Below are 19,761 nucleotides of genomic sequence, written 5' to 3'. Positions count from 1 at the left end.
GACTACGATGGGCCAGCCGGTGGCCAGCAGGGGCCAGACGGCGACACCGACCCTCGGGAAGGCCATGCTGAACAAGTACGCGCGTGCATTCTTCACGCGTGTCCTCACACCGTTCGCCGCGTTTCTGATCCGGCGGGGCGTCAGCCCCGACACCGTCACGCTCATCGGCACCGCCGGTGTGGTCGCGGGCGCGCTGGTCTTCTACCCCATGGGCGAGTTCTTCTGGGGCACGGTCGTGATCACGCTGTTCGTGTTCTCCGACCTCGTCGACGGCAACATGGCCCGTCAGCTCGGCCGCTCCAGCCGCTGGGGCGCCTTCCTGGACTCCACGCTCGACCGGGTCGCCGACGGGGCGATCTTCGGCGGCTTCATCCTCTGGTACGCCGGAGGCGGCGACGATCTCGTGCTGTGCGCGGTCTCGATCTTCTGCCTGGCCAGCGGGCAGGTGGTGTCGTACACCAAGGCCCGGGGCGAGTCGATCGGCCTGCCGGTCGCGGTCAACGGGCTCGTCGAGCGGGCCGAGCGGCTGGTGATCTCCCTGGTCGCGGCGGGACTCGCGGGCCTGCACACGTTCGGTGTGCCCGGCATCCAGTACCTGCTGCCCGTCGCCCTGTGGATCGTCGCCGTGGGCAGCCTCGTCACGCTCATCCAGCGGGTCGTCACGGTCCGCCGGGAATCCGCGGAGGCCGAGGCCGCGGCGGCCACGCCGGACGGGCAGGACAATGGGGACGAGCAGCAGAACGCCTCTCACGGGAGCGAGGCGGCCACGTGAGCGCGCAGGACCGGCTGACGGACGCGCTGTACGGCCTCGGCTGGAGCACGGTCAAGAAGCTCCCCGAGCCGGTTGCCGCACGGCTCGGCCGGACCATCGCCGACCTGGCCTGGAAACAGCGCGGCAAGGGCGTCCAGCGCCTGGAGAGCAACTACGCGCGCGTGGTGCCCGGCGCGAGCCCCGAGCGGCTCGCCGAGCTGTCCCGCGCGGGCATGCGCTCCTACCTGCGCTACTGGATGGAGTCCTTCCGCCTCCCGGCCTGGAGCGAGGAGCGGATCAAGGGCGGCTTCGAGGGCAAGGACCTGCACCACCTCACCGAGGGCCTGGCCGCCGGCAAGGGCGTCGTCCTCGCCCTGCCGCACCTGGCCAACTGGGACCTCGCCGGTGCCTGGGTCACCACGAAGCTCGGCATCCCCTTCACCACCGTCGCCGAGCGGCTGAAGCCCGAGACGCTCTACGACCGCTTCGTCGCCTATCGCGAGGGCCTCGGCATGGAGGTCCTGCCGCACAGCGGCGGCACCGCCTTCGGCACCCTGGCCCGGCGGCTGCGCGACGGCGGCCTGGTCTGCCTGGTCGCCGACCGCGACCTGTCCGCCTCCGGCGTCGAGGTCGACTTCTTCGGTGACACGGCCCGGATGCCGGCCGGACCGGCCCTGCTCGCCCAGCAGACCGGCGCCCTGCTGCTTCCCGTCACCCTCTGGTACGACGACTCGCCCGTCATGCGCGGTCGCGTCCACCCGCCGGTCGAGGTGCCCGAGTCGGGTACGCGCGCCGAGAAGACGTCCGTCATGACACAGGCGCTGGCCGACGCCTTCGCCACCGGGATCGCCGACCATCCGGAGGACTGGCACATGCTGCAGCGCCTGTGGCTCGCGGACCTCGATCCCACGAAGGGGCGCCCGTGAGAATCGGCATCGTCTGCCCGTACTCCTGGGACGTACCGGGCGGCGTCCAGTTCCACATCCGTGACCTCGCCGAGTACTTCATCCGCCTCGGTCACGAGGTGTCCGTGCTCGCCCCGGCCGACGACGACACCCCGCTGCCGCCGTACGTGGTCTCCGCCGGGCGGGCGGTGCCGGTGCCGTACAACGGGTCCGTGGCCCGGCTGAACTTCGGTTTCCTGAGCGCCGCCCGGGTGCGCCGCTGGCTGCACGACGGCGCGTTCGACGTGATCCACATCCACGAGCCGACCTCCCCGTCGCTGGGTCTGCTGACGTGCTGGGCCGCCCAGGGGCCGATCGTCGCCACGTTCCACACGTCGAACCCGCGCTCGCGCGCGATGATCGCCGCGTACTCGATCCTCCAGGCCGCGCTGGAGAAGATCAGCGCCCGGATCGCGGTGAGCGAGTACGCCCGCCGCACACTGGTGGAGCACCTCGGCGGCGACGCGGTCGTCATCCCCAACGGCGTCGACGTCGACTTCTTCGCCGAGGCCGAGCCCAAGGCCGAGTGGCAGGGCGACACCATCGGCTTCGTCGGGCGCATCGACGAGCCCCGCAAGGGACTCCCGGTGCTGATGAAGGCGCTGCCGAAGATCCTCGCCGCGCGCCCGCAGACCCGGCTGCTGGTCGCCGGGCGCGGAGACGAGGAGGAGGCCGTGGCGTCCCTGCCGGCCGATCTGTGCTCCCGTGTCGAGTTCCTCGGCATGGTCAGCGACGAGGACAAGGCCCGTTTCCTGCGCAGCGTCGACCTGTACGTCGCGCCCAACACCGGCGGCGAGAGCTTCGGCATCATCCTCGTCGAGGCCATGTCCGCCGGCGCCCCCGTCCTCGCCTCCGACCTGGACGCCTTCGCCCAGGTCCTGGACCGGGGAGCGGCCGGCGAACTGTTCCCCAACGAGGACGCGGACGCCCTGGCCGACGCGGCCGTACGGCTCCTGGCGGACCCCGAGCGGCGGGCGGAACTGCGCGCGCGGGGGAGCGCCCACGTCCGGCGCTTCGACTGGTCCACGGTCGGCGCGGACATCCTGTCCGTCTACGAGACGGTGACGGCCGGATCGGCAGCGGTCGCCGAGGACGAGCGCACGACCGGACTGTGGGGGCGGCTGGGGTTCGCCCGGGACTGAGCCGGGCCTGTCACGGGCGGGGCGGGGTGAACGGCGTGGCCGCTCGTGCCGCTAGCCTTGCCGCCCGTGACCACCACTCTCATCTGGATCGCCGTCGCCCTGGTCGCGATCGGGCTCTACCTGAGCTGGACCGCCGGCCGGCTCGACCGTCTTCACGCCCGGATCGACGCCGCCCGGGCCGCCCTCGACGCGCAGCTGCTGCGCAGGGCGTCGGTGGCGCAGGAGCTGGCGACCTCGGGGGTCCTGGACCCGGCCGCCTCGATCGTGCTGTACGAGGCCGCGCACGCCGCCCGGCAGGCCGAGGAGGAGCAGCGGGAGGTCGCCGAGAGCGAACTGAGCCAGGCGCTGCGGGCGGTCTTCGGGGAGACCCCGCAGGTGGAGGCCGTGCGGGAGGCGCCCGGGGGAGAGGAGGCCGCCCGGGAACTCACCGAGGCGGTCCGCAGGGTGCCCATGGCCCGGCGCTTCCACAACGACGCCGTACGGGCTGCCAGGGCCCTGCGCCGGCACCGCAAGGTCCGCTGGTTCCGCCTGGCCGGTCACGCGCCCTTCCCGATGGCCTTCGAAATGGACGACGAGCCTCCCTCGGCCTTGGTGGACCGGGCCGCCTGAGCCCCGTTCACCTGGCGTTCTCCGGCCGTCCGCCCGAAAAGGATCCACGACGTTCCCATTGGCCCTTGCTGTGGCCTGGTTCTCTCACGTTTCCTCAGTGCTGCAGAAATCCTCTTTCCCACCAGCGAGGTCACCCGTGTCCATCTCCGAAAACCAGGCTCCCGAGACCGGTACCGCCCGTGTGAAGCGCGGCATGGCCGAGCAGCTCAAGGGCGGCGTCATCATGGACGTCGTCACGCCGGAGCAGGCGAAGATCGCAGAGGACGCGGGCGCCGTCGCGGTCATGGCCCTGGAGCGGGTCCCGGCCGACATCCGCAAGGACGGCGGCGTGGCCCGCATGTCGGACCCGGACATGATCGAGGGCATCATCGACGCCGTCTCGATCCCGGTCATGGCCAAGTCCCGCATCGGCCACTTCGTCGAGGCCCAGGTCCTGCAGTCCCTCGGCGTCGACTACATCGACGAGTCCGAGGTCCTCACCCCGGCCGACGAGGTCAACCACTCCGACAAGTGGGCCTTCACCACGCCGTTCGTCTGCGGCGCCACCAACCTGGGCGAGGCCCTGCGCCGCATCGCCGAGGGCGCCGCGATGATCCGCTCCAAGGGCGAGGCCGGCACCGGCAACGTCGTCGAGGCCGTCCGCCACCTGCGCCAGATCAAGAACGAGATCGCCCGCCTGCGCGGCTACGACAACAACGAGCTGTACGCCGCGGCCAAGGAGCTGCGCGCCCCGTACGAGCTGGTCAAGGAAGTGTCCGAGCTCGGCAAGCTCCCGGTCGTGCTGTTCTCCGCCGGCGGCGTCGCCACCCCGGCCGACGCGGCCCTGATGCGTCAGCTCGGCGCCGAGGGCGTCTTCGTCGGCTCCGGCATCTTCAAGTCCGGCGACCCGGCCAAGCGCGCCGCCGCCATCGTGAAGGCCACCACCTTCTACGACGACCCGAAGATCGTCGCCGACGCGTCCCGCAACCTCGGCGAGGCCATGGTCGGCATCAACTGCGACACCCTCCCCGAGACCGAGCGCTACGCCAACCGCGGCTGGTAAGGCACAGGAATCCATGAGCGACACCCCCGTCATAGGCGTCCTGGCCCTCCAGGGCGACGTACGGGAGCACCTCGTCGCCCTGGCCGCGGCCGACGCCGTGGCCAGGCCGGTGCGGCGCCCCGAAGAACTCGCCGAGGTCGACGGCCTCGTCATCCCCGGCGGCGAATCCACCACCATCTCCAAGCTGGCCGTCCTGTTCGGCCTGATGGAGCCCCTGCGCGCACGCGTGCGGGACGGCATGCCCGTCTACGGCACCTGCGCCGGCATGATCATGCTCGCCGACAAGATCCTCGACCCGCGCTCGGGCCAGGAGACCATCGGCGGGATCGACATGATCGTGCGCCGCAACGCCTTCGGACGGCAGAACGAGTCGTTCGAAGCGGCCGTCGACATCCGGGGCATCGAGGGCGATCCTGTGGAGGGCGTGTTCATCCGCGCCCCCTGGGTGGAGTCCGTCGGCGCCCGCGCCGAGGTGCTCGCCGAGCACGACGGCCACATCGTCGCGGTCCGCCAGGGCACCGCGCTGGCCACGTCGTTCCACCCGGAACTGACCGGCGACCACCGCGTCCACGCCCTGTTCGTCGACATGGTGCGGGCGAACCGGACAGCGGACTCCTTGTAGGATTCCTGCGTTCGTTGCTGAGATGGGTTACGCGAAGGAGACAGGCAGATGTCCGGCCACTCTAAATGGGCCACGACGAAGCACAAGAAGGCCGTCATCGATGCCAAGCGCGGCAAGCTCTTCGCGAAGCTGATCAAGAACATCGAGGTCGCGGCGCGGATGGGCGGCGTGGACCTCGAGGGCAACCCGACGCTCTACGACGCCGTCCAGAAGGCCAAGAAGCAGTCGGTCCCGAACAAGAACATCGACTCCGCGATCAAGCGCGGCGGTGGTCTCGAGGCCGGTGGCGCCGACTACGAGACGATCATGTACGAGGGTTACGGCCCGAACGGCGTGGCCGTGCTCATCGAGTGCCTCACCGACAACCGCAACCGCGCGGCCTCCGAGGTGCGCGTCGCCATGACCCGCAACGGCGGCTCCATGGCCGACCCGGGCTCGGTGTCCTACCTGTTCCACCGCAAGGGCGTCGTGATCGTCCCCAAGGGCGAGCTGACCGAGGACGACGTGCTCGCCGCCGTGCTCGACGCGGGCGCCGAGGAGGTCAACGACCTCGGCGAGTCCTTCGAGGTGCTCAGCGAGGCGACCGACCTGGTCGCCGTCCGCACCGCCCTCCAGGACGCGGGCATCGACTACGACTCCGCCGACGCCAACTTCGTCCCGACCATGCAGGTCGAGCTGGACGAGGAGGGCGCCAAGAAGATCTTCAAGCTGATCGACGCGCTCGAGGACAGCGACGACGTGCAGAACGTCTTCGCCAACTTCGACGTCAGCGACGAGGTCATGGAGAAGGTCGACGCGTAACGCGCCGCGAATGCCGCGATCTCGGCGGGCCGGAGGACATACGTCCTCCGGCCCGCTGTCGTTGTCGGTGGCAGCGGATAGCCTGGCGTAGCCAAAGATCACCGTCCACGGACCGCGACCCTCAATTGAGGAACCACGACGGTGCTCAGCCAGATCCGCGAGAGCGGCGGCGGTTTAGCCGCAAAGAGGGGAGGGCGCGTGCGCGTACTGGGGGTGGACCCGGGATTGACCCGGTGTGGTGTCGGCGTGGTGGAGGGCGTCGCCGGACGGCCGCTCACGATGATCGGCGTCGGCATCGTCCGCACACCCTCCGACGCCGACCTCGGCCACCGCCTCGTCGCCGTCGAGCAGGGCATCGAACAGTGGCTGGACGAGCACCGGCCTCAGTTCGTCGCCGTCGAGCGCGTCTTCAGCCAGCACAACGTCCGTACGGTGATGGGCACCGCCCAGGCCAGCGCGGTCGCCATGCTCTGCGCCGCCCGCCGCGGGATCCCCGTGGCGCTGCACACCCCCAGTGAGGTCAAGGCGGCCGTCACCGGAAGCGGCCGGGCCGACAAGGCACAGGTGGGCGCCATGGTGACCCGGTTGCTCCGGCTCAGCGCACCGCCCAAGCCCGCCGACGCGGCCGACGCCCTCGCCCTCGCCATCTGCCACATCTGGCGCGCTCCCGCGCAGAACCGACTCCAGCAGGCCGTGGCCCTGCACACCGCCAAAGCACCGAAAGGCCGAACGGCATGATCGCCTTCGTCAGCGGCACAGTGGCCGCACTCGCCCCGGACGCCGCGGTCGTCGAGGTCGGCGGCGTCGGCATGGCCGTCCAGTGCACGCCGAACACGCTGTCCACGCTCCGCATGGGCCGGCCGGCCAAGCTGCACACCTCCCTGGTCGTCCGCGAGGACTCCCTCACCCTGTACGGCTTCGCGGACGACGACGAGCGGCAGGTCTTCGAGCTGCTCCAGACGGCCAGCGGTGTCGGTCCCCGGCTCGCCCAGGCCATGCTCGCCGTGCACAGCCCCGATGCCCTGCGCCGGGCCGTCTCCACCGGCGACGAGAAGGCCCTCACCGCCGTCCCCGGCATCGGCAAGAAGGGTGCGCAGAAGCTGCTGCTGGAGCTGAAGGACCGGCTGGGCGAGCCGCTCGGCGCCCCTGCCGTCGGCGCACCTGTCAGTACCGGCTGGCGGGACCAGCTGCACGCCGCCCTGATCGGCCTCGGCTACGCGACGCGCGAGGCCGACGAGGCCGTGACCGCCGTGGCCCCGCAGGCCGAGGCCGCCGGGGGCACGCCCCAGGTGGGGCAGCTGCTGAAGGCGGCCCTGCAGACGCTGAACCGCGCCCGCTGACCGCGCCCGCCGACCCACGACCCTCTGAGGCACATTCATGAACTGGGACGACACGACCGACACCCCCGCCGGCGAGCGGCTGGTGGACTCCGTCGCCGACCGTGACGACCAGGCCGTCGAGGCCGCCCTGCGCCCCAAGGACCTGGACGAGTTCATCGGCCAGGAGAAGGTCCGCGAACAACTCGACCTCGTCCTGCGCGCTGCACGCGCGCGCGGCGCCACGGCCGACCACGTGCTGCTCTCCGGCGCCCCCGGCCTCGGCAAGACCACGCTGTCGATGATCATCGCGGCCGAGATGGGCGCCCCCATCCGCATCACCTCGGGCCCCGCCATCCAGCACGCCGGCGACCTCGCCGCGATCCTCTCCTCGCTCCAGGAGGGCGAGGTCCTCTTCCTCGACGAGATCCACCGCATGTCCCGGCCCGCCGAGGAGATGCTGTACATGGCGATGGAGGACTTCCGCGTCGACGTCATCGTCGGCAAGGGCCCCGGCGCCACGGCCATCCCCCTGGAGCTCCCGCCCTTCACGCTGGTCGGCGCCACCACCCGGGCCGGTCTGCTGCCGCCCCCGCTGCGCGACCGCTTCGGCTTCACCGCCCACATGGAGTTCTACGAACCGGCCGAACTGGAGCGGGTCATCCAGCGCTCGGCCAACCTCCTGGAGGTGGAGGTCGAGCCGGAGGGCGCCGCCGAGATCGCCGGACGCTCCCGCGGCACGCCCCGTATCGCCAACCGCCTGCTGCGCCGCGTCCGCGACTACGCGCAGGTCAAGGCCGACGGGCTGATCACCCGGGACATCGCGGCGGCCGCCCTCGCGGTGTACGAGGTGGACGCGCGCGGCCTCGACCGCCTCGACCGGGGCGTGCTGGAGGCCCTCCTCAAACTGTTCGGCGGCGGCCCGGTCGGTCTCTCCACGCTCGCTGTCGCGGTGGGGGAGGAACGTGAGACCGTGGAGGAGGTCGCCGAGCCCTTCCTGGTACGGGAGGGCCTGCTGGCCCGGACCCCCCGCGGCCGGGTGGCCACACCCGCCGCATGGGCGCACCTCGGCCTCACCCCGCCACGCTCCCAGAGCGCCGGAAACGGACAAGGGGACCTGTTCGGGGCGTGACGACGCCGTCACGCCCCCGGGGCGGCGAGGTCAGTGGCCGGAGGGGGAACCCCGGTGCCATGCTGAGCGTTGTTCCATGCGCGCGGACTCGCTTAGACTCCGCCGATGCCGCCTTTGTCGGCGGCGTACACACCCCCAACCATCTGGCCGCTCACAGCGCGGTCGTGTGAAGGAAGTACCGACCCGTGAGTCTCCTGACCCTCCTCCCGTTCATCGTGCTCATCGGGGCCATGTTCCTGATGACCCGATCGGCCAAGAAGAAGCAGCAGCAGGCCGTGGAGATGCGGAACCAAATGCAGCCCGGCAGCGGTATCCGCACCATCGGGGGCATGTACGCCACGGTCAAAGAGGTGAACGAGGACACCGTCCTCGTCGACGCCGGTCCCGGCGTCGAGCTCCTCTTCGCCAAGAACGCCATCGGCGCCGTCCTCACGGACGACGAGTACAACCGTATCGTCCACGGCGTCGAGCACGACCTGAAGTCCGACGCCGACATCGTCCCGGACGACGCCTCCTCCCTCACCGGGTCCGACGACTCCGCCGCCGACGCCCCCGCTGACGACAAGGCCGTCGACCTCGGCAAGAAGGACGCGGCCGACGAGCCGGCCGACGAGGCGACCGAGGCGAAGACGGACGCAGAGCCGAAGAAGACCGACGGCGACTCCGAGGCGAAGTAGTCGTGTCCCGGGGTGCGCGGGCCCGGCCCGCGCACCCCGGGACACGCCCAGCTCGCACGGAATCCCGACACCATGTCATGGCCGCCCGTCCGCCGATCCGGAGCGAGGTGGCCCGAGAGGGAGTACGAGAAGGTGGCCACACCTAAAAAGGGCAGGAACGCGAGCGCCCAGAGCAAGCCGGGGCGCTCGCTGGCCCTGATCCTGATCGCCATCGCGGCGCTCACCGGTGGAATGTTCGCCTCGGGACACACCAAGCCACGTCTGGGCATCGACCTGGCCGGTGGCACGAGCATCACGCTCCGCGCGGTCCCCGAGGCCGGCAACGAGTCGGCGATCAACAAGACCAACATGGACACGGCCGTCTCCATCATGGAGCGCCGCGTCAACGGTCTGGGCGTCTCCGAGTCCGAGGTCCAGACGCAGGGCCGGGAAAACATCATCGTCAACATTCCCAAGGGCACCAACTCGGAACAGGCCCGCAAGCAGGTCGGCACCACCGCCAAGCTCTACTTCCGTCCGGTCATCGCCACCGAGGTCTCCGGCGGCAAGGGCACGGCCAGCCCCTCGCCGAGCCCCACCGGCAGCCCCTCGGACAAGCCGTCCGGCAAGGCGTCCGGCAAGCCCGAGGCCACCGACAAGAACTCCGCCTCCCCGTCCGCCACGCCCACCACCCAGGGTCGCGCGGTCACCGACGGGCTGAAGGCCGACGCCACGCCGTCCGCGAGCGCCTCGGACAAGCCCGGGACCAGCCCCTCCCCGTCGGCGAGCGGCGGCAGCGCCCAGGCCGACGCGGCCGCGCTGCAGGAGAAGTACGCCAAGCTCGACTGCACGGACGCCAAGACCCGCTCCAGCGTGGGCGACGGCGTCAAGGCCTCCCAGCCCACCCTGGCCTGCGGCAAGAACTCGGGGGGCCAGTGGCAGAAGTACATCCTCGGCCCCGCCGAGGTCGACGGCACCGACGTCGACAAGGCCCAGGCCGTCCTGAACACCCAGACCGGTGCCGGCTGGACGGTCACGATGGACTTCACGGACGCCGGCGCCAAGAAGTTCGGCGACATCACCGGCAAGCTGGCCCAGAACCAGCCGCCGCAGAACCAGTTCGCGATCGTCCTGGACGGCGACGTGGTCTCCGACCCGTCCGTCAGGCAGGCCCTGACCGGCGGCAACGCCGAGATCTCCGGCAACTTCAACCAGCAGTCCGCCCAGGACCTGTCCAACATGCTGAGCTACGGTGCCCTGCCGCTGACCTTCAAGGTCGACAGCATGACGACCGTGACCGCCGCGCTCGGCGGTGACCAGCTGCAGGCCGGCCTGATCGCCGGTGCGATCGGTCTGGCGCTCGTGGTCATCTACCTGCTGGCCTACTACCGGGGCCTGGCGTTCATCGCGATCCTCTCGCTGGTGGTCTCCGCCGCCCTCACCTACACGCTCATGGCCCTGCTCGGCCCGGCCATCGGGTTCGCGCTGAACCTGCCGGCGGTGTGCGGTGCCATCGTCGCGATCGGTATCACGGCGGACTCGTTCATCGTGTACTTCGAACGCGTCCGCGACGAGATCCGGGAAGGCCGCACCCTGCGCCCCGCCGTCGAGCGGGCCTGGCCGCGCGCCCGGCGCACCATCCTGGTCTCCGACTTCGTGTCGTTCCTCGCCGCCGCGGTGCTGTTCCTCGTCACCGTCGGCAAGGTCCAGGGCTTCGCGTTCACGCTCGGCCTGACCACCCTGCTCGACGTGGTCGTCGTGTTCCTCTTCACCAAGCCGCTGCTGACGCTGATGGCCCGTCGCCCGTTCTTCGCGAACGGCCACAAGTGGTCCGGCCTCGACCCGAAGAGCCTGGGTGCCCAGCCGCCGCTGCGCCGCACCCGCCGTCCCTCCGCCCCCGTCGAGACGAAGGAGGCGTGAGATGTCGAAGCTCGGCACCCTCGGCGCCCGGTTGCACCGCGGCGAAATCGGCTACGACTTCATCAAGAACCGCAAGATCTGGTACGGCCTGTCGATCCTGATCACCATCACGGCCATCGTCGGCCTGGCGGTCCGCGGCCTGAACATGGGCATCGAGTTCCAGGGCGGCGCCGTCTTCAACACCCCGAAGAACACCAGCGCCTCGGTGTCCCAGGCGGAGGAGTACGCGGAGACGGCCTCCGGCCACGACGCGATCGTCCAGAAGCTCGGCGACGGCAGCCTGCGCATCCAGGTCGCGGGCATCGACACCGACGCCGCGAACAAGATCAAGAACACCCTCGCCGGCGACCTCAAGATCGACTCGGAGCAGATCAACGCGGAACTGGTCGGCCCCAGCTGGGGCGACCAGATCGCCGACAAGGCCTGGCAGGGCCTCGGCATCTTCCTGTTCCTCGTGGTGATCTACCTGGCGATCGCGTTCGAGTGGCGCATGGCGCTCGCCGCGTTCGTCGCGCTGATCCACGACATCACCATCACCGTCGGCATCTACGCCCTCGTCGGTTTCGAGGTCACACCGGGCACGGTGATCGGTCTGCTGACCATCCTCGGTTACTCGCTCTACGACACGGTCGTGGTGTTCGACAGCCTCAAGGAACAGACGAAGGACCTCACCAAGCAGACCCGCTGGACCTACAGCGACGTCGCCAACCGCTCGATCAACAGCACCCTGGTCCGCTCCATCAACACCACGGTGGTCGCACTGCTGCCGGTCGCGGGCCTGCTGTTCATCGGTGGCGGTGTCCTCGGCGCCGGCATGCTGAACGACATCTCGCTGTCGCTGTTCGTCGGCCTGGCCGCCGGTGCGTACTCCTCGATCTTCATCGCCACCCCGCTCGTCGCCGACCTCAAGGAGCGCGAGCCGGCGATGAAGGCCCTGAAGAAGCGCGTCCTGGCCAAGCGCGCCAAGGGCGAGGCCGAGGTCCAGGGCGACGACGAGGTGTACACGGACGAGCCCGAGGACGCCGCGCCCGCGGTGGTCGGGCCGCGCCACCAGCCCGCCTCCCGCAGCCGCGGCCGCGGCCGTCCCTCGGGGAAGCGCCGATGACCGAGATCAGGGACCTCCTCCTCAGCCGCATCAGGGACGTCGCGGACTACCCGGAGCCGGGCGTGATGTTCAAGGACATCACCCCGCTTCTGGCGGACCCTTCGGCGTTCACCGCCCTGACCGACGCCCTCGCGGAGATCGCCGAGCGCACGGGCGCCACCAAGGTCGTCGGACTGGAGGCCCGCGGCTTCATCCTCGGCTCCCCGGTCGCCGTCCGCGCCGGCCTCGGCTTCATCCCCGTGCGCAAGGCGGGCAAGCTCCCCGGAGCCACCCTCGCCCAGGCCTACGACCTGGAGTACGGCTCGGCCGAGATCGAGGTGCACGCCGAGGACCTCGCCGGCGGGGACCGGGTGCTGATCGTGGACGACGTCCTCGCCACCGGCGGCACCGCCGAGGCCTCGGTCCAGCTCATCCGCCGGGCCGGCGCCGAGGTCGCGGGTCTCGCCGTCCTCATGGAGCTCGGTTTCCTGGGTGGCCGCGCCCGCCTGGAACCGGTGCTCGCCGGCGCGCCGCTGGAGGCGCTGCTCACGGTCTGACAGCCGCACGGCCGGCCGTCGGACACCGGCACGACACCACGCAGGCGGGCCCGGAGGAATCCGGCGCCCGCCTCGTGCGTTACAGACGTTTCCCGGGTAGACGGTCCTCACATTGGCCTGAAGGCGATCCCGGAGCCCGGGATCGCTACCATGGGGGTCCGGAGCCTGACCGGGGGACCCGGATCGCGCACGAGGAGTCCTCTTGCCAGACGAGGCCCAGCACCTGACCGCCGCCAAGCCCGAGTCCGCCTCGGCAGCCGCGGCCAAGCCCGCGCCGAGCGCGCCCCACGCGAAGAACGACACCCGTGGGCCGGTCGAGCACGCCCAGGCGGCGCCGGTCGACAAGCCCGCCGAGCAGTCGCGGCCCAAGCCCACCCCGCCCCCCGCGGTCCGTCAGGCGGCCGGCCAGCAGGCCCGCTCCGGCTCCTCCAATCGCGTCCGCGCCCGTCTGGCCCGCCTCGGTGTGCAGCGCGCGAACCCGTACAACCCGGTGCTCGAGCCGCTGCTGCGCATAGTGCGCGGCAACGACCCGAAGATCGAGACGGCCACGCTCCGCCAGATCGAGCGCGCCTACCAGGTCGCCGAGCGCTGGCACCGCGGCCAGAAGCGCAAGAGCGGCGACCCGTACATCACGCACCCGCTCGCCGTCACCACCATCCTCGCCGAGCTGGGCATGGATCCGGCCACGCTCATGGCGGGTCTGCTGCACGACACGGTCGAGGACACCGAGTACGGCCTCGACGACCTGCGCCGTGACTTCGGCGACGTCGTCACCCTGCTCGTCGACGGAGTCACCAAGCTGGACAAGGTCAAGTTCGGTGAGGCCGCGCAGGCCGAAACCGTGCGCAAGATGGTCGTCGCCATGGCCAAGGACCCGCGCGTCCTGGTCATCAAGCTCGCCGACCGCCTGCACAACATGCGCACCATGCGCTACCTCAAGCGCGAGAAGCAGGAGAAGAAGGCGCGCGAGACCCTCGAGATCTACGCGCCGCTCGCCCACCGCCTGGGCATGAACACCATCAAGTGGGAGCTGGAGGACCTCGCCTTCGCGATCCTCTACCCCAAGATGTACGACGAGATCGTCCGGCTGGTGGCCGAGCGGGCACCGAAGCGGGACGAGTACCTGGCCATCGTCACCGACGAGGTCCAGCAGGACCTGCGGGCGGCCCGCATCAAGGCGACCGTCACCGGCCGCCCGAAGCACTACTACAGCGTCTACCAGAAGATGATCGTCCGCGGCCGGGACTTCGCGGAGATCTACGACCTGGTGGGCATCCGCGTCCTCGTGGAGACCGTCCGCGACTGCTACGCGGCCCTCGGCACGGTGCACGCGCGATGGAACCCGGTCCCCGGCCGGTTCAAGGACTACATCGCGATGCCCAAGTTCAACATGTACCAGTCGCTGCACACGACGGTCATCGGCCCCGGCGGCAAACCGGTCGAACTGCAGATCCGCACGTTCGACATGCACCGCCGCGCCGAGTACGGCATCGCCGCGCACTGGAAGTACAAGCAGGAGGCCGTCGCCGGCGCGTCCAAGGTGCGCACCGACGCCCCCAAGTCGTCCGGCAAGAGCAAGGACGACCACCTCAACGACATGGCCTGGCTGCGCCAGCTCCTGGACTGGCAGAAGGAGACCGAGGACCCGGGCGAGTTCCTGGAGTCCCTGCGCTTCGACCTGTCCCGCAACGAGGTCTTCGTCTTCACCCCCAAGGGCGATGTCATAGCACTCCCCGCCGGGGCCACCCCGGTGGACTTCGCCTACGCGGTGCACACCGAGGTCGGGCACCGCACGATAGGCGCCCGCGTCAACGGCCGGCTGGTCCCCCTGGAGTCCACCCTCGACAACGGCGACCTGGTGGAGGTCTTCACCTCCAAGGCGGCCGGCGCCGGCCCCTCCCGGGACTGGCTCGGCTTCGTCAAATCACCGCGCGCCCGCAACAAGATCCGGGCCTGGTTCTCCAAGGAGCGCCGCGACGAGGCGATCGAGCAGGGCAAGGACGCCATCGTCCGCGCGATGCGCAAGCAGAACCTGCCGATCCAGCGCATCCTGACCGGCGACTCCCTGGTGACCCTCGCGCACGAGATGCGCTACGCCGACATCTCCGCGCTGTACGCGGCGATCGGCGAGGGCCATGTCTCCGCGCAGAACATCGTGCAGAAGCTGGTCCAGGCCCTCGGCGGGGAGGAGGCCGCCACCGAGGAGATCGACGAGTCGGTCCCGCCGGCCCGTGGCCGCAGCCGCAAGCGCCGCTCCAGCGCCGACCCGGGCGTCGTGGTCAAGGGCGTCGAGGACGTGTGGGTGAAGCTGGCCCGCTGCTGCACGCCCGTCCCGGGCGACCCCATCATCGGCTTCGTCACCCGCGGCAGCGGGGTGTCGGTGCACCGCAGCGACTGCGTCAACGTCGACTCGCTCTCCCGCGAGCCCGAGCGCATCCTCGACGTCGAGTGGGCGCCCACGCAGTCCTCGGTCTTCCTGGTCGCCATCCAGGTCGAGGCCCTGGACCGCTCCCGACTGCTCTCGGACGTCACGCGCGTGCTGTCCGACCAGCACGTCAACATCCTCTCCGCGGCCGTCCAGACCTCCCGCGACCGCGTCGCCACCTCCCGCTTCACCTTCGAGATGGGCGACCCGAAGCACCTCGGTCACGTCCTCAAGGCGGTCCGTGGCGTGGAGGGCGTCTACGACGTGTACCGGGTGACGTCGGCGCGCAGCCGGTCGTAGCGGCCCGCAGCGGCCACACGAAAGGGGGGCTCCCGTACGAGGTGTACGGGAGCCCCCCTTCGCGTCGGCTGATCAGCCTCCGAACTCCTGCAGGCCCTTCAGCGCCTGGTCCAGCAGCGCCTGCCGGCCGTCGAGCTCACGCTGGAGCTTGTCGGCCTTGGCGTTGTTGCCCTGCGCGCGGGCCTGCTCGATCTGGCCCCGGAGCTTGTCCACGGCGGCCTGCAGCTGGCCGGTCAGACCCTCGGCACGCGCGCGTGCCTCCGGGTTCGTCCGGCGCCACTCGGCCTCCTCGGCCTCCTGGATGGCCCGCTCGACGGCGTGCATCCGGCCCTCGACCTTGGGCCGGGCGTCGCGCGGCACATGGCCGATGGCCTCCCAGCGCTCGTTCACGTTCCGGAAGGCGGCGCGGGCCGCCTTGAGGTCCGTGATCGGCAGGAGCTTCTCGGCCTCCTCGGCCAGCTCCTCCTTGAGCTTGAGGTTCTCCGACTGCTCGGCGTCCCGCTCGGCGAAGACCGAGCTGCGGGCCGCGAAGAAGACGTCCTGGGCGCCGCGGAAGCGGTTCCACAGGTCGTCCTCGTGCTCGCGCTGAGCGCGGCCCGCGGCCTTCCACTCGGACATCAGCTCGCGGTAGCGCGCCGCCGTCGCGCCCCAGTCCGTCGAGTTCGACAGCGCCTCGGCCTCGGAGACCAGCCGCTCCTTGGTGCGGCGTGCCTCCTCGCGCTGCGCGTCCAGCTGCGCGAAGTGCTGCTTGCGCCGCTTGGAGAACGCCGACCGCGCGTGCGAGAACCGGTGCCACAGTTCGTCGTCGGACTTGCGGTCCAGGCGCGGCAGCCCCTTCCAGGTGTCCACCAGGGCCCGCAGCCGCTCACCGGCCGCCCGCCACTGGTCGGACTGCGACAGCTGCTCCGCCTCGGCGACCAGCGCCTCCTTGGACTTGCGCGCCTCGTCGGACTGCTTCGCCCGCTGCGCCTTGCGCTCCTCGCGGCGCGCTTCCACCAGCTCCACGAGCTTGTCCAGCCGGACCCGCAGTGCGTCCAGGTCGCCCACCACGTGGTGCGCGTCGACCTGCTCGCGGATGTGGTCGATGGCGGCCTGGGCGTCCTTGGCGGACAGGTCGGTGGTCTTCACTCGCTTCTCGAGGAGGCCGATCTCGACAACCAGGCCCTCGTACTTGCGCTCGAAATAGGCCAGCGCCTCCTCGGGGGAGCCTGCCTGCCAGGAACCGACGACCTGCTCGCCGTCGGCCGTACGCACGTACACGGTCCCCGTCTCGTCGACGCGGCCCCACGGGTCGCTGCTCACAGCGCCTCCTCCACATGATGCCTGCGAGGGGCCTCAGCTCCCCCGGGCATCGTCCACAGTTTCGTCACGGCCAACATAGGCGACCGGCGGGGGGCGTGTCCGCATCCCGCGCGACCGAAATTTCGCAGTTGGGGGTCAGGATTTCGTGATCGTGGCCTTGTTGATCACGACCGTCGCGTTGGGCGCCGTGTTGCCCGTCTGAGGGTCGGGAGCCTGCGCCCCGGCGTCCGCGATTTTCTTGAGGACCTTCATGCCCGCCTCGGACACCGTGCCGAACGGTGTGTAGTCGGGCGGCAGCTGACTGTCCTGGTAGACGAGGAAGAACTGGCTGCCGCCGCTGTTGCGGCCCTGCTTCGTCTGTGCGTTGTACTGGTTCGCCATCGCGACCGTGCCCGCCGGGTACGTCCCGCCCTTGAGGCTCTTGTCCTTGAGGTTCTCGTCGGGGATGGTGTAGCCCGGTCCGCCCATGCCGGTGCCCTTCGGGTCGCCGCACTGCAGGACGTAGATGCCCTGGTCGGTGAGCCGGTGGCACTTGCTGTGGTCCAGGTAGCCCTTGCCGAGCAGGAAGTTGAACGAGTTGACGGTGTGCGGCGCCGCCGACGCCTTCAGCGCGACGTCTATCTCACCGCAGGTCGTGTCCAGCTTCATCGTGTACTTCGCGGACTCGTCGATGGTCATCGCCGGTTCCTTCTTCCAGGTCTCCGACTTGACCTTGCCCGGGGCCGGCTTCTCGCAGGGGTCCGGCGCCTTGCTGGGCGTGGCGCTCGGGCTGACCTCCGCGTTCGCGTTCTCCTTCTTGCCGTCGTCCTCGAACGGCTTGGTCAGGAAGACCGTCACCGAGAGCACCACGACCACGCCGAGAACCGAGGCGATCACGGAGTTGCGGATACGGGCCTTGCGTCGCGCGTCCGTGCGTCGCTGCTGCTGCCGCAAGAACTTCTCCCGGGCGAGCTGACGCCGCCGCTGTTCCTGGCTGACCACCGGGTTCTCTCCTCATGGGTCTCGAACGTCGACCGGTACGCCTGCGTCCTGAGTGCCGAGCGCCTGCGTGTGCCCCGTACCGTATATGGGTTCGCTGAGGAATCGGCAGCGCCGGTAGGCTCTGTGAGCAGCCGTAGCCGCCCGTATCGACACAACGAAGGACGATCGTGCTCATTGCCGGGTTCCCCGCCGGGGCCTGGGGGACGAACTGCTACCTCGTCGCCCCCGCCGCCGGTGAGGAGTGCGTGATCATCGACCCCGGCCATCAGGCCGCCGACGGCGTCGAGGAAGCGATCAGGAAGCATCGCCTCAAGCCCGTGGCCGTCGTCCTCACCCACGGCCATATCGACCACGTCGCCTCGGTCGTCCCGGTGTGCGGCGCGCACGACGTGCCGGCCTGGATCCACCCCGACGACCGGTACATGATGAACGACCCCGAGAAGGGGATCGGCCGTTCCATCGGCATGCCGCTCATGGGCGAGCTGACCGTGGGGGAGCCGGACGACGTCAAGGAGCTGGCCGATGGGGCGAAGCTGGAGCTGGCGGGCCTGGAGCTGTCCGTCGCGCACGCGCCCGGCCATACCAAGGGGTCGGTGACCTTCGGCATGCCCGAGGCGGCGGACATCCCGCCGATCCTGTTCTCGGGCGACCTGCTGTTCGCCGGCTCCATCGGACGCACCGACCTGCCCGGCGGTGACATGGCCGAGATGCTCGACTCGCTGGCCCGCGTGTGCCTGCCGCTCGACGACTCGACCGTGGTGCTGTCCGGCCACGGCCCCCAGACGACCATCGGCCAGGAGCGCACCACCAACCCGTATCTGCGGCAGGTGGCCGCCGGCCTGGGAGCGCAGGAAGCTCCCCGACGAGGAATGTGACGAGACCTTCCGTGAGCACCTTCAAGGCCCCCAAGGGCACGTACGACCTGATCCCGCCGGACAGCGCCAAGTACCTCGCCGTCCGTGAGGCGATCGCCGCCCCGCTGCGCAACTCCGGCTACGGCTACATCGAGACGCCCGGCTTCGAGAACGTCGAGCTCTTCGCGCGCGGCGTCGGCGAGTCCACCGACATCGTCACCAAGGAGATGTACGCCTTCGAGACCAAGGGCGGCGACAAGCTCGCCCTGCGCCCCGAGGGCACGGCCTCGGTCCTGCGCGCCGCGCTGGAGGCCAACCTGCACAAGGCGGGCAACCTCCCGGTCAAGCTCTGGTACTCCGGCTCGTACTACCGCTACGAGCGTCCCCAGAAGGGCCGTTACCGCCACTTCTCCCAGGTCGGTGCCGAGGCGATCGGCGCGGAGGACCCGGCGCTCGACGCCGAGCTGATCATCCTGGCCGACCAGGCGTACCGCTCGCTGGGCCTGCGCGATTTCCGGATCCTGCTCAACAGCCTCGGCGACCAGGAGTGCCGTCCGGTGTACCGGTCGGCGCTGCAGGAGTTCCTGCGCGGCCTGGACCTCGACGAGGACACCCTGCGGCGCGCGGAGATCAACCCGCTGCGCGTCCTGGACGACAAACGCGAGGCGGTCCAGAAGCAGCTGGGGGACGCGCCCCTGCTGCGGGACTACCTCTGTGACGCGTGCAAGGCGTACCACGAGGAGGTCCGTGAGCTGATCACGGCGGCGGGCGTCGCCTTCGAGGACGACCCGAAGCTGGTCCGGGGCCTGGACTACTACACCCGCACCACCTTCGAGTTCGTCCACGACGGTCTCGGCTCGCAGTCCGCGGTGGGCGGCGGCGGCCGCTACGACGGCCTGTCCGAGATGATCGGCGGACCCGCGCTGCCGTCCGTCGGCTGGGCACTCGGCGTCGACCGCACGGTCCTCGCCCTGGAGGCGGAAGGCGTCGAGCTCGAACTGCCCGCCACCACCAGCGTGTTCGCCGTCCCGCTCGGCGAGGACGCCCGCCGCGTCCTGTTCGCCAAGGTCACCGAGCTGCGCAAGAACGGCATCGCGGCCGACTTCTCCTACGGCGGCAAGGGCCTCAAGGGCGCCATGAAGAACGCCAACCGCAGCGGCGCCCGTTACACGGTCGTCGCCGGTGAACGCGACCTCGCCGAGGGCATCGTCCAGCTCAAGGACATGGAGTCGGGCGAGCAGACGGCGGTGGGCGTCAACGAGATCGTGGCCGAGCTGGAGGCCCGGCTCGGCTGAGTGCCGCAGAGGGGCGCCGGGATCTCCC

The 19,761-nt window shown here is 70.4% G+C and carries 19 protein-coding genes; 17 read left to right on the top strand and 2 right to left on the bottom strand.

Annotated features, from left to right (window positions below):
* The first annotated feature begins 7 nt into the window (after positions 1–7).
* The 15 genes from pgsA to relA all read left to right on the top strand — a co-directional run bounded on the left by pgsA (position 8) and on the right by relA (position 15,301).
* Positions 8–772, top strand: a complete 765-nt coding sequence (gene pgsA / locus AB0937_RS20440) for a phosphatidylinositol phosphate synthase (protein ID WP_366713480.1) — start codon at positions 8–10, stop codon at positions 770–772.
* Entirely contained in the window at positions 769–1,677 is a 909-nt protein-coding gene (locus AB0937_RS20435) for a phosphatidylinositol mannoside acyltransferase (protein WP_366713479.1), read from the top strand. Before pgsA ends, AB0937_RS20435 begins: the two co-directional genes overlap by 4 nt.
* Entirely contained in the window at positions 1,674–2,837 is a 1,164-nt protein-coding gene (locus tag AB0937_RS20430) for a glycosyltransferase family 4 protein (RefSeq protein ID WP_366713477.1), read from the top strand. Before AB0937_RS20435 ends, AB0937_RS20430 begins: the two co-directional genes overlap by 4 nt.
* A gap of 66 nt (positions 2,838–2,903) precedes the next feature.
* Positions 2,904–3,446, top strand: coding sequence for a hypothetical protein (locus AB0937_RS20425; RefSeq protein WP_366713476.1), 543 nt, complete (start codon positions 2,904–2,906; stop codon positions 3,444–3,446).
* Between the two features lie 136 nt (positions 3,447–3,582).
* Positions 3,583–4,488, top strand: a complete 906-nt coding sequence (gene pdxS, locus AB0937_RS20420) for a pyridoxal 5'-phosphate synthase lyase subunit PdxS (protein WP_361119336.1) — start codon at positions 3,583–3,585, stop codon at positions 4,486–4,488.
* 13 nt (positions 4,489–4,501) lie between these two features.
* The gene (pdxT, locus tag AB0937_RS20415; protein WP_366713474.1) at positions 4,502–5,110 is read left to right on the top strand and encodes a pyridoxal 5'-phosphate synthase glutaminase subunit PdxT; all 609 of its coding nucleotides are present in this window, start codon (positions 4,502–4,504) and stop codon (positions 5,108–5,110) included.
* Positions 5,111–5,158: 48 nt separating this feature from the next.
* Entirely contained in the window at positions 5,159–5,911 is a 753-nt protein-coding gene (locus tag AB0937_RS20410) for a YebC/PmpR family DNA-binding transcriptional regulator (protein ID WP_366713472.1), read from the top strand.
* A gap of 198 nt (positions 5,912–6,109) precedes the next feature.
* Positions 6,110–6,649 carry a crossover junction endodeoxyribonuclease RuvC gene (gene ruvC / locus AB0937_RS20405; protein ID WP_366713470.1) on the top strand — a complete coding sequence of 180 codons (540 nt, stop codon included), beginning with the start codon at positions 6,110–6,112 and terminating at the stop codon, positions 6,647–6,649.
* Positions 6,646–7,251, top strand: a complete 606-nt coding sequence (ruvA, locus tag AB0937_RS20400; protein WP_366713468.1) for a Holliday junction branch migration protein RuvA — start codon at positions 6,646–6,648, stop codon at positions 7,249–7,251. Before ruvC ends, ruvA begins: the two co-directional genes overlap by 4 nt.
* 37 nt (positions 7,252–7,288) lie before the next feature.
* Positions 7,289–8,359: a Holliday junction branch migration DNA helicase RuvB gene (ruvB, locus tag AB0937_RS20395; protein ID WP_366713467.1), complete on the top strand. Its 1,071-nt coding sequence runs from the start codon at positions 7,289–7,291 to the stop codon at positions 8,357–8,359.
* A 185-nt stretch (positions 8,360–8,544) separates the two neighbouring features.
* Positions 8,545–9,036 carry a preprotein translocase subunit YajC gene (gene yajC / locus AB0937_RS20390; protein WP_366713464.1) on the top strand — a complete coding sequence of 164 codons (492 nt, stop codon included), beginning with the start codon at positions 8,545–8,547 and terminating at the stop codon, positions 9,034–9,036.
* Positions 9,037–9,168: 132 nt separating this feature from the next.
* Complete coding sequence (secD, locus tag AB0937_RS20385; protein ID WP_366713463.1) at positions 9,169–10,935, top strand: protein translocase subunit SecD; 1,767 nt, start codon at positions 9,169–9,171, stop codon at positions 10,933–10,935.
* A 1-nt stretch (position 10,936) separates the two neighbouring features.
* On the top strand, positions 10,937–12,040 hold the full coding sequence (gene secF / locus AB0937_RS20380) for a protein translocase subunit SecF (protein ID WP_366713462.1): 1,104 nt from the start codon (positions 10,937–10,939) through the stop codon (positions 12,038–12,040).
* Positions 12,037–12,576 carry an adenine phosphoribosyltransferase gene (locus AB0937_RS20375; protein WP_366713461.1) on the top strand — a complete coding sequence of 180 codons (540 nt, stop codon included), beginning with the start codon at positions 12,037–12,039 and terminating at the stop codon, positions 12,574–12,576. The genes secF and AB0937_RS20375 overlap by 4 nt, the downstream gene beginning before the upstream one ends.
* A 202-nt stretch (positions 12,577–12,778) precedes the next feature.
* Entirely contained in the window at positions 12,779–15,301 is a 2,523-nt protein-coding gene (gene relA / locus AB0937_RS20370) for a GTP pyrophosphokinase (protein WP_366713460.1), read from the top strand.
* Positions 15,302–15,373: 72 nt separating this feature from the next.
* Here relA and AB0937_RS20365 read toward each other — a convergent pair whose 3' ends face one another.
* Positions 15,374–16,603: a DUF349 domain-containing protein gene (locus tag AB0937_RS20365; protein ID WP_366713459.1), complete on the bottom strand. Its 1,230-nt coding sequence runs from the start codon at positions 16,601–16,603 to the stop codon at positions 15,374–15,376.
* Positions 16,604–16,738: 135 nt separating this feature from the next.
* A complete protein-coding gene (locus AB0937_RS20360) occupies positions 16,739–17,584 on the bottom strand; it encodes a peptidylprolyl isomerase (protein ID WP_366713458.1) in 846 nt (281 codons plus the stop codon).
* 167 nt (positions 17,585–17,751) lie between these two features.
* Between AB0937_RS20360 and AB0937_RS20355 the strand changes: the two genes are divergently transcribed.
* Positions 17,752–18,459, top strand: coding sequence for an MBL fold metallo-hydrolase (locus AB0937_RS20355; protein ID WP_366713456.1), 708 nt, complete (start codon positions 17,752–17,754; stop codon positions 18,457–18,459).
* 11 nt (positions 18,460–18,470) lie between these two features.
* Positions 18,471–19,733, top strand: coding sequence for a histidine--tRNA ligase (hisS, locus tag AB0937_RS20350; protein WP_366713454.1), 1,263 nt, complete (start codon positions 18,471–18,473; stop codon positions 19,731–19,733).
* The last annotated feature ends 28 nt before the right edge of the window (positions 19,734–19,761 follow it).

Origin of the sequence: Streptomyces sp. NPDC047880 (assembly GCF_040706515.1) — a bacterium.
Classification (GTDB): Bacteria; Actinomycetota; Actinomycetes; order Streptomycetales; family Streptomycetaceae; genus Streptomyces.
The sequence above is the reverse complement of the archived record's forward strand: the minus strand, read 5'-3'. Positions and strand labels throughout refer to the sequence as shown.

Bases quoted from the DNA above. Each gene is read 5' to 3' on its own strand.
- pgsA (WP_366713480.1), top strand. From the start codon at position 8: ATGGGCCAGCCGGTGGCCAGCAGGGGCCAGACGGCGACACCGACCCTC.
- pdxT (WP_366713474.1), top strand. From the start codon at position 4,502: ATGAGCGACACCCCCGTCATAGGCGTCCTGGCCCTCCAGGGCGACGTA.
- AB0937_RS20410 (WP_366713472.1), top strand. From the start codon at position 5,159: ATGTCCGGCCACTCTAAATGGGCCACGACGAAGCACAAGAAGGCCGTC.
- ruvA (WP_366713468.1), top strand. From the start codon at position 6,646: ATGATCGCCTTCGTCAGCGGCACAGTGGCCGCACTCGCCCCGGACGCC.
- ruvB (WP_366713467.1), top strand. From the start codon at position 7,289: ATGAACTGGGACGACACGACCGACACCCCCGCCGGCGAGCGGCTGGTG.
- secF (WP_366713462.1), top strand. From the start codon at position 10,937: ATGTCGAAGCTCGGCACCCTCGGCGCCCGGTTGCACCGCGGCGAAATC.
- AB0937_RS20375 (WP_366713461.1), top strand. From the start codon at position 12,037: ATGACCGAGATCAGGGACCTCCTCCTCAGCCGCATCAGGGACGTCGCG.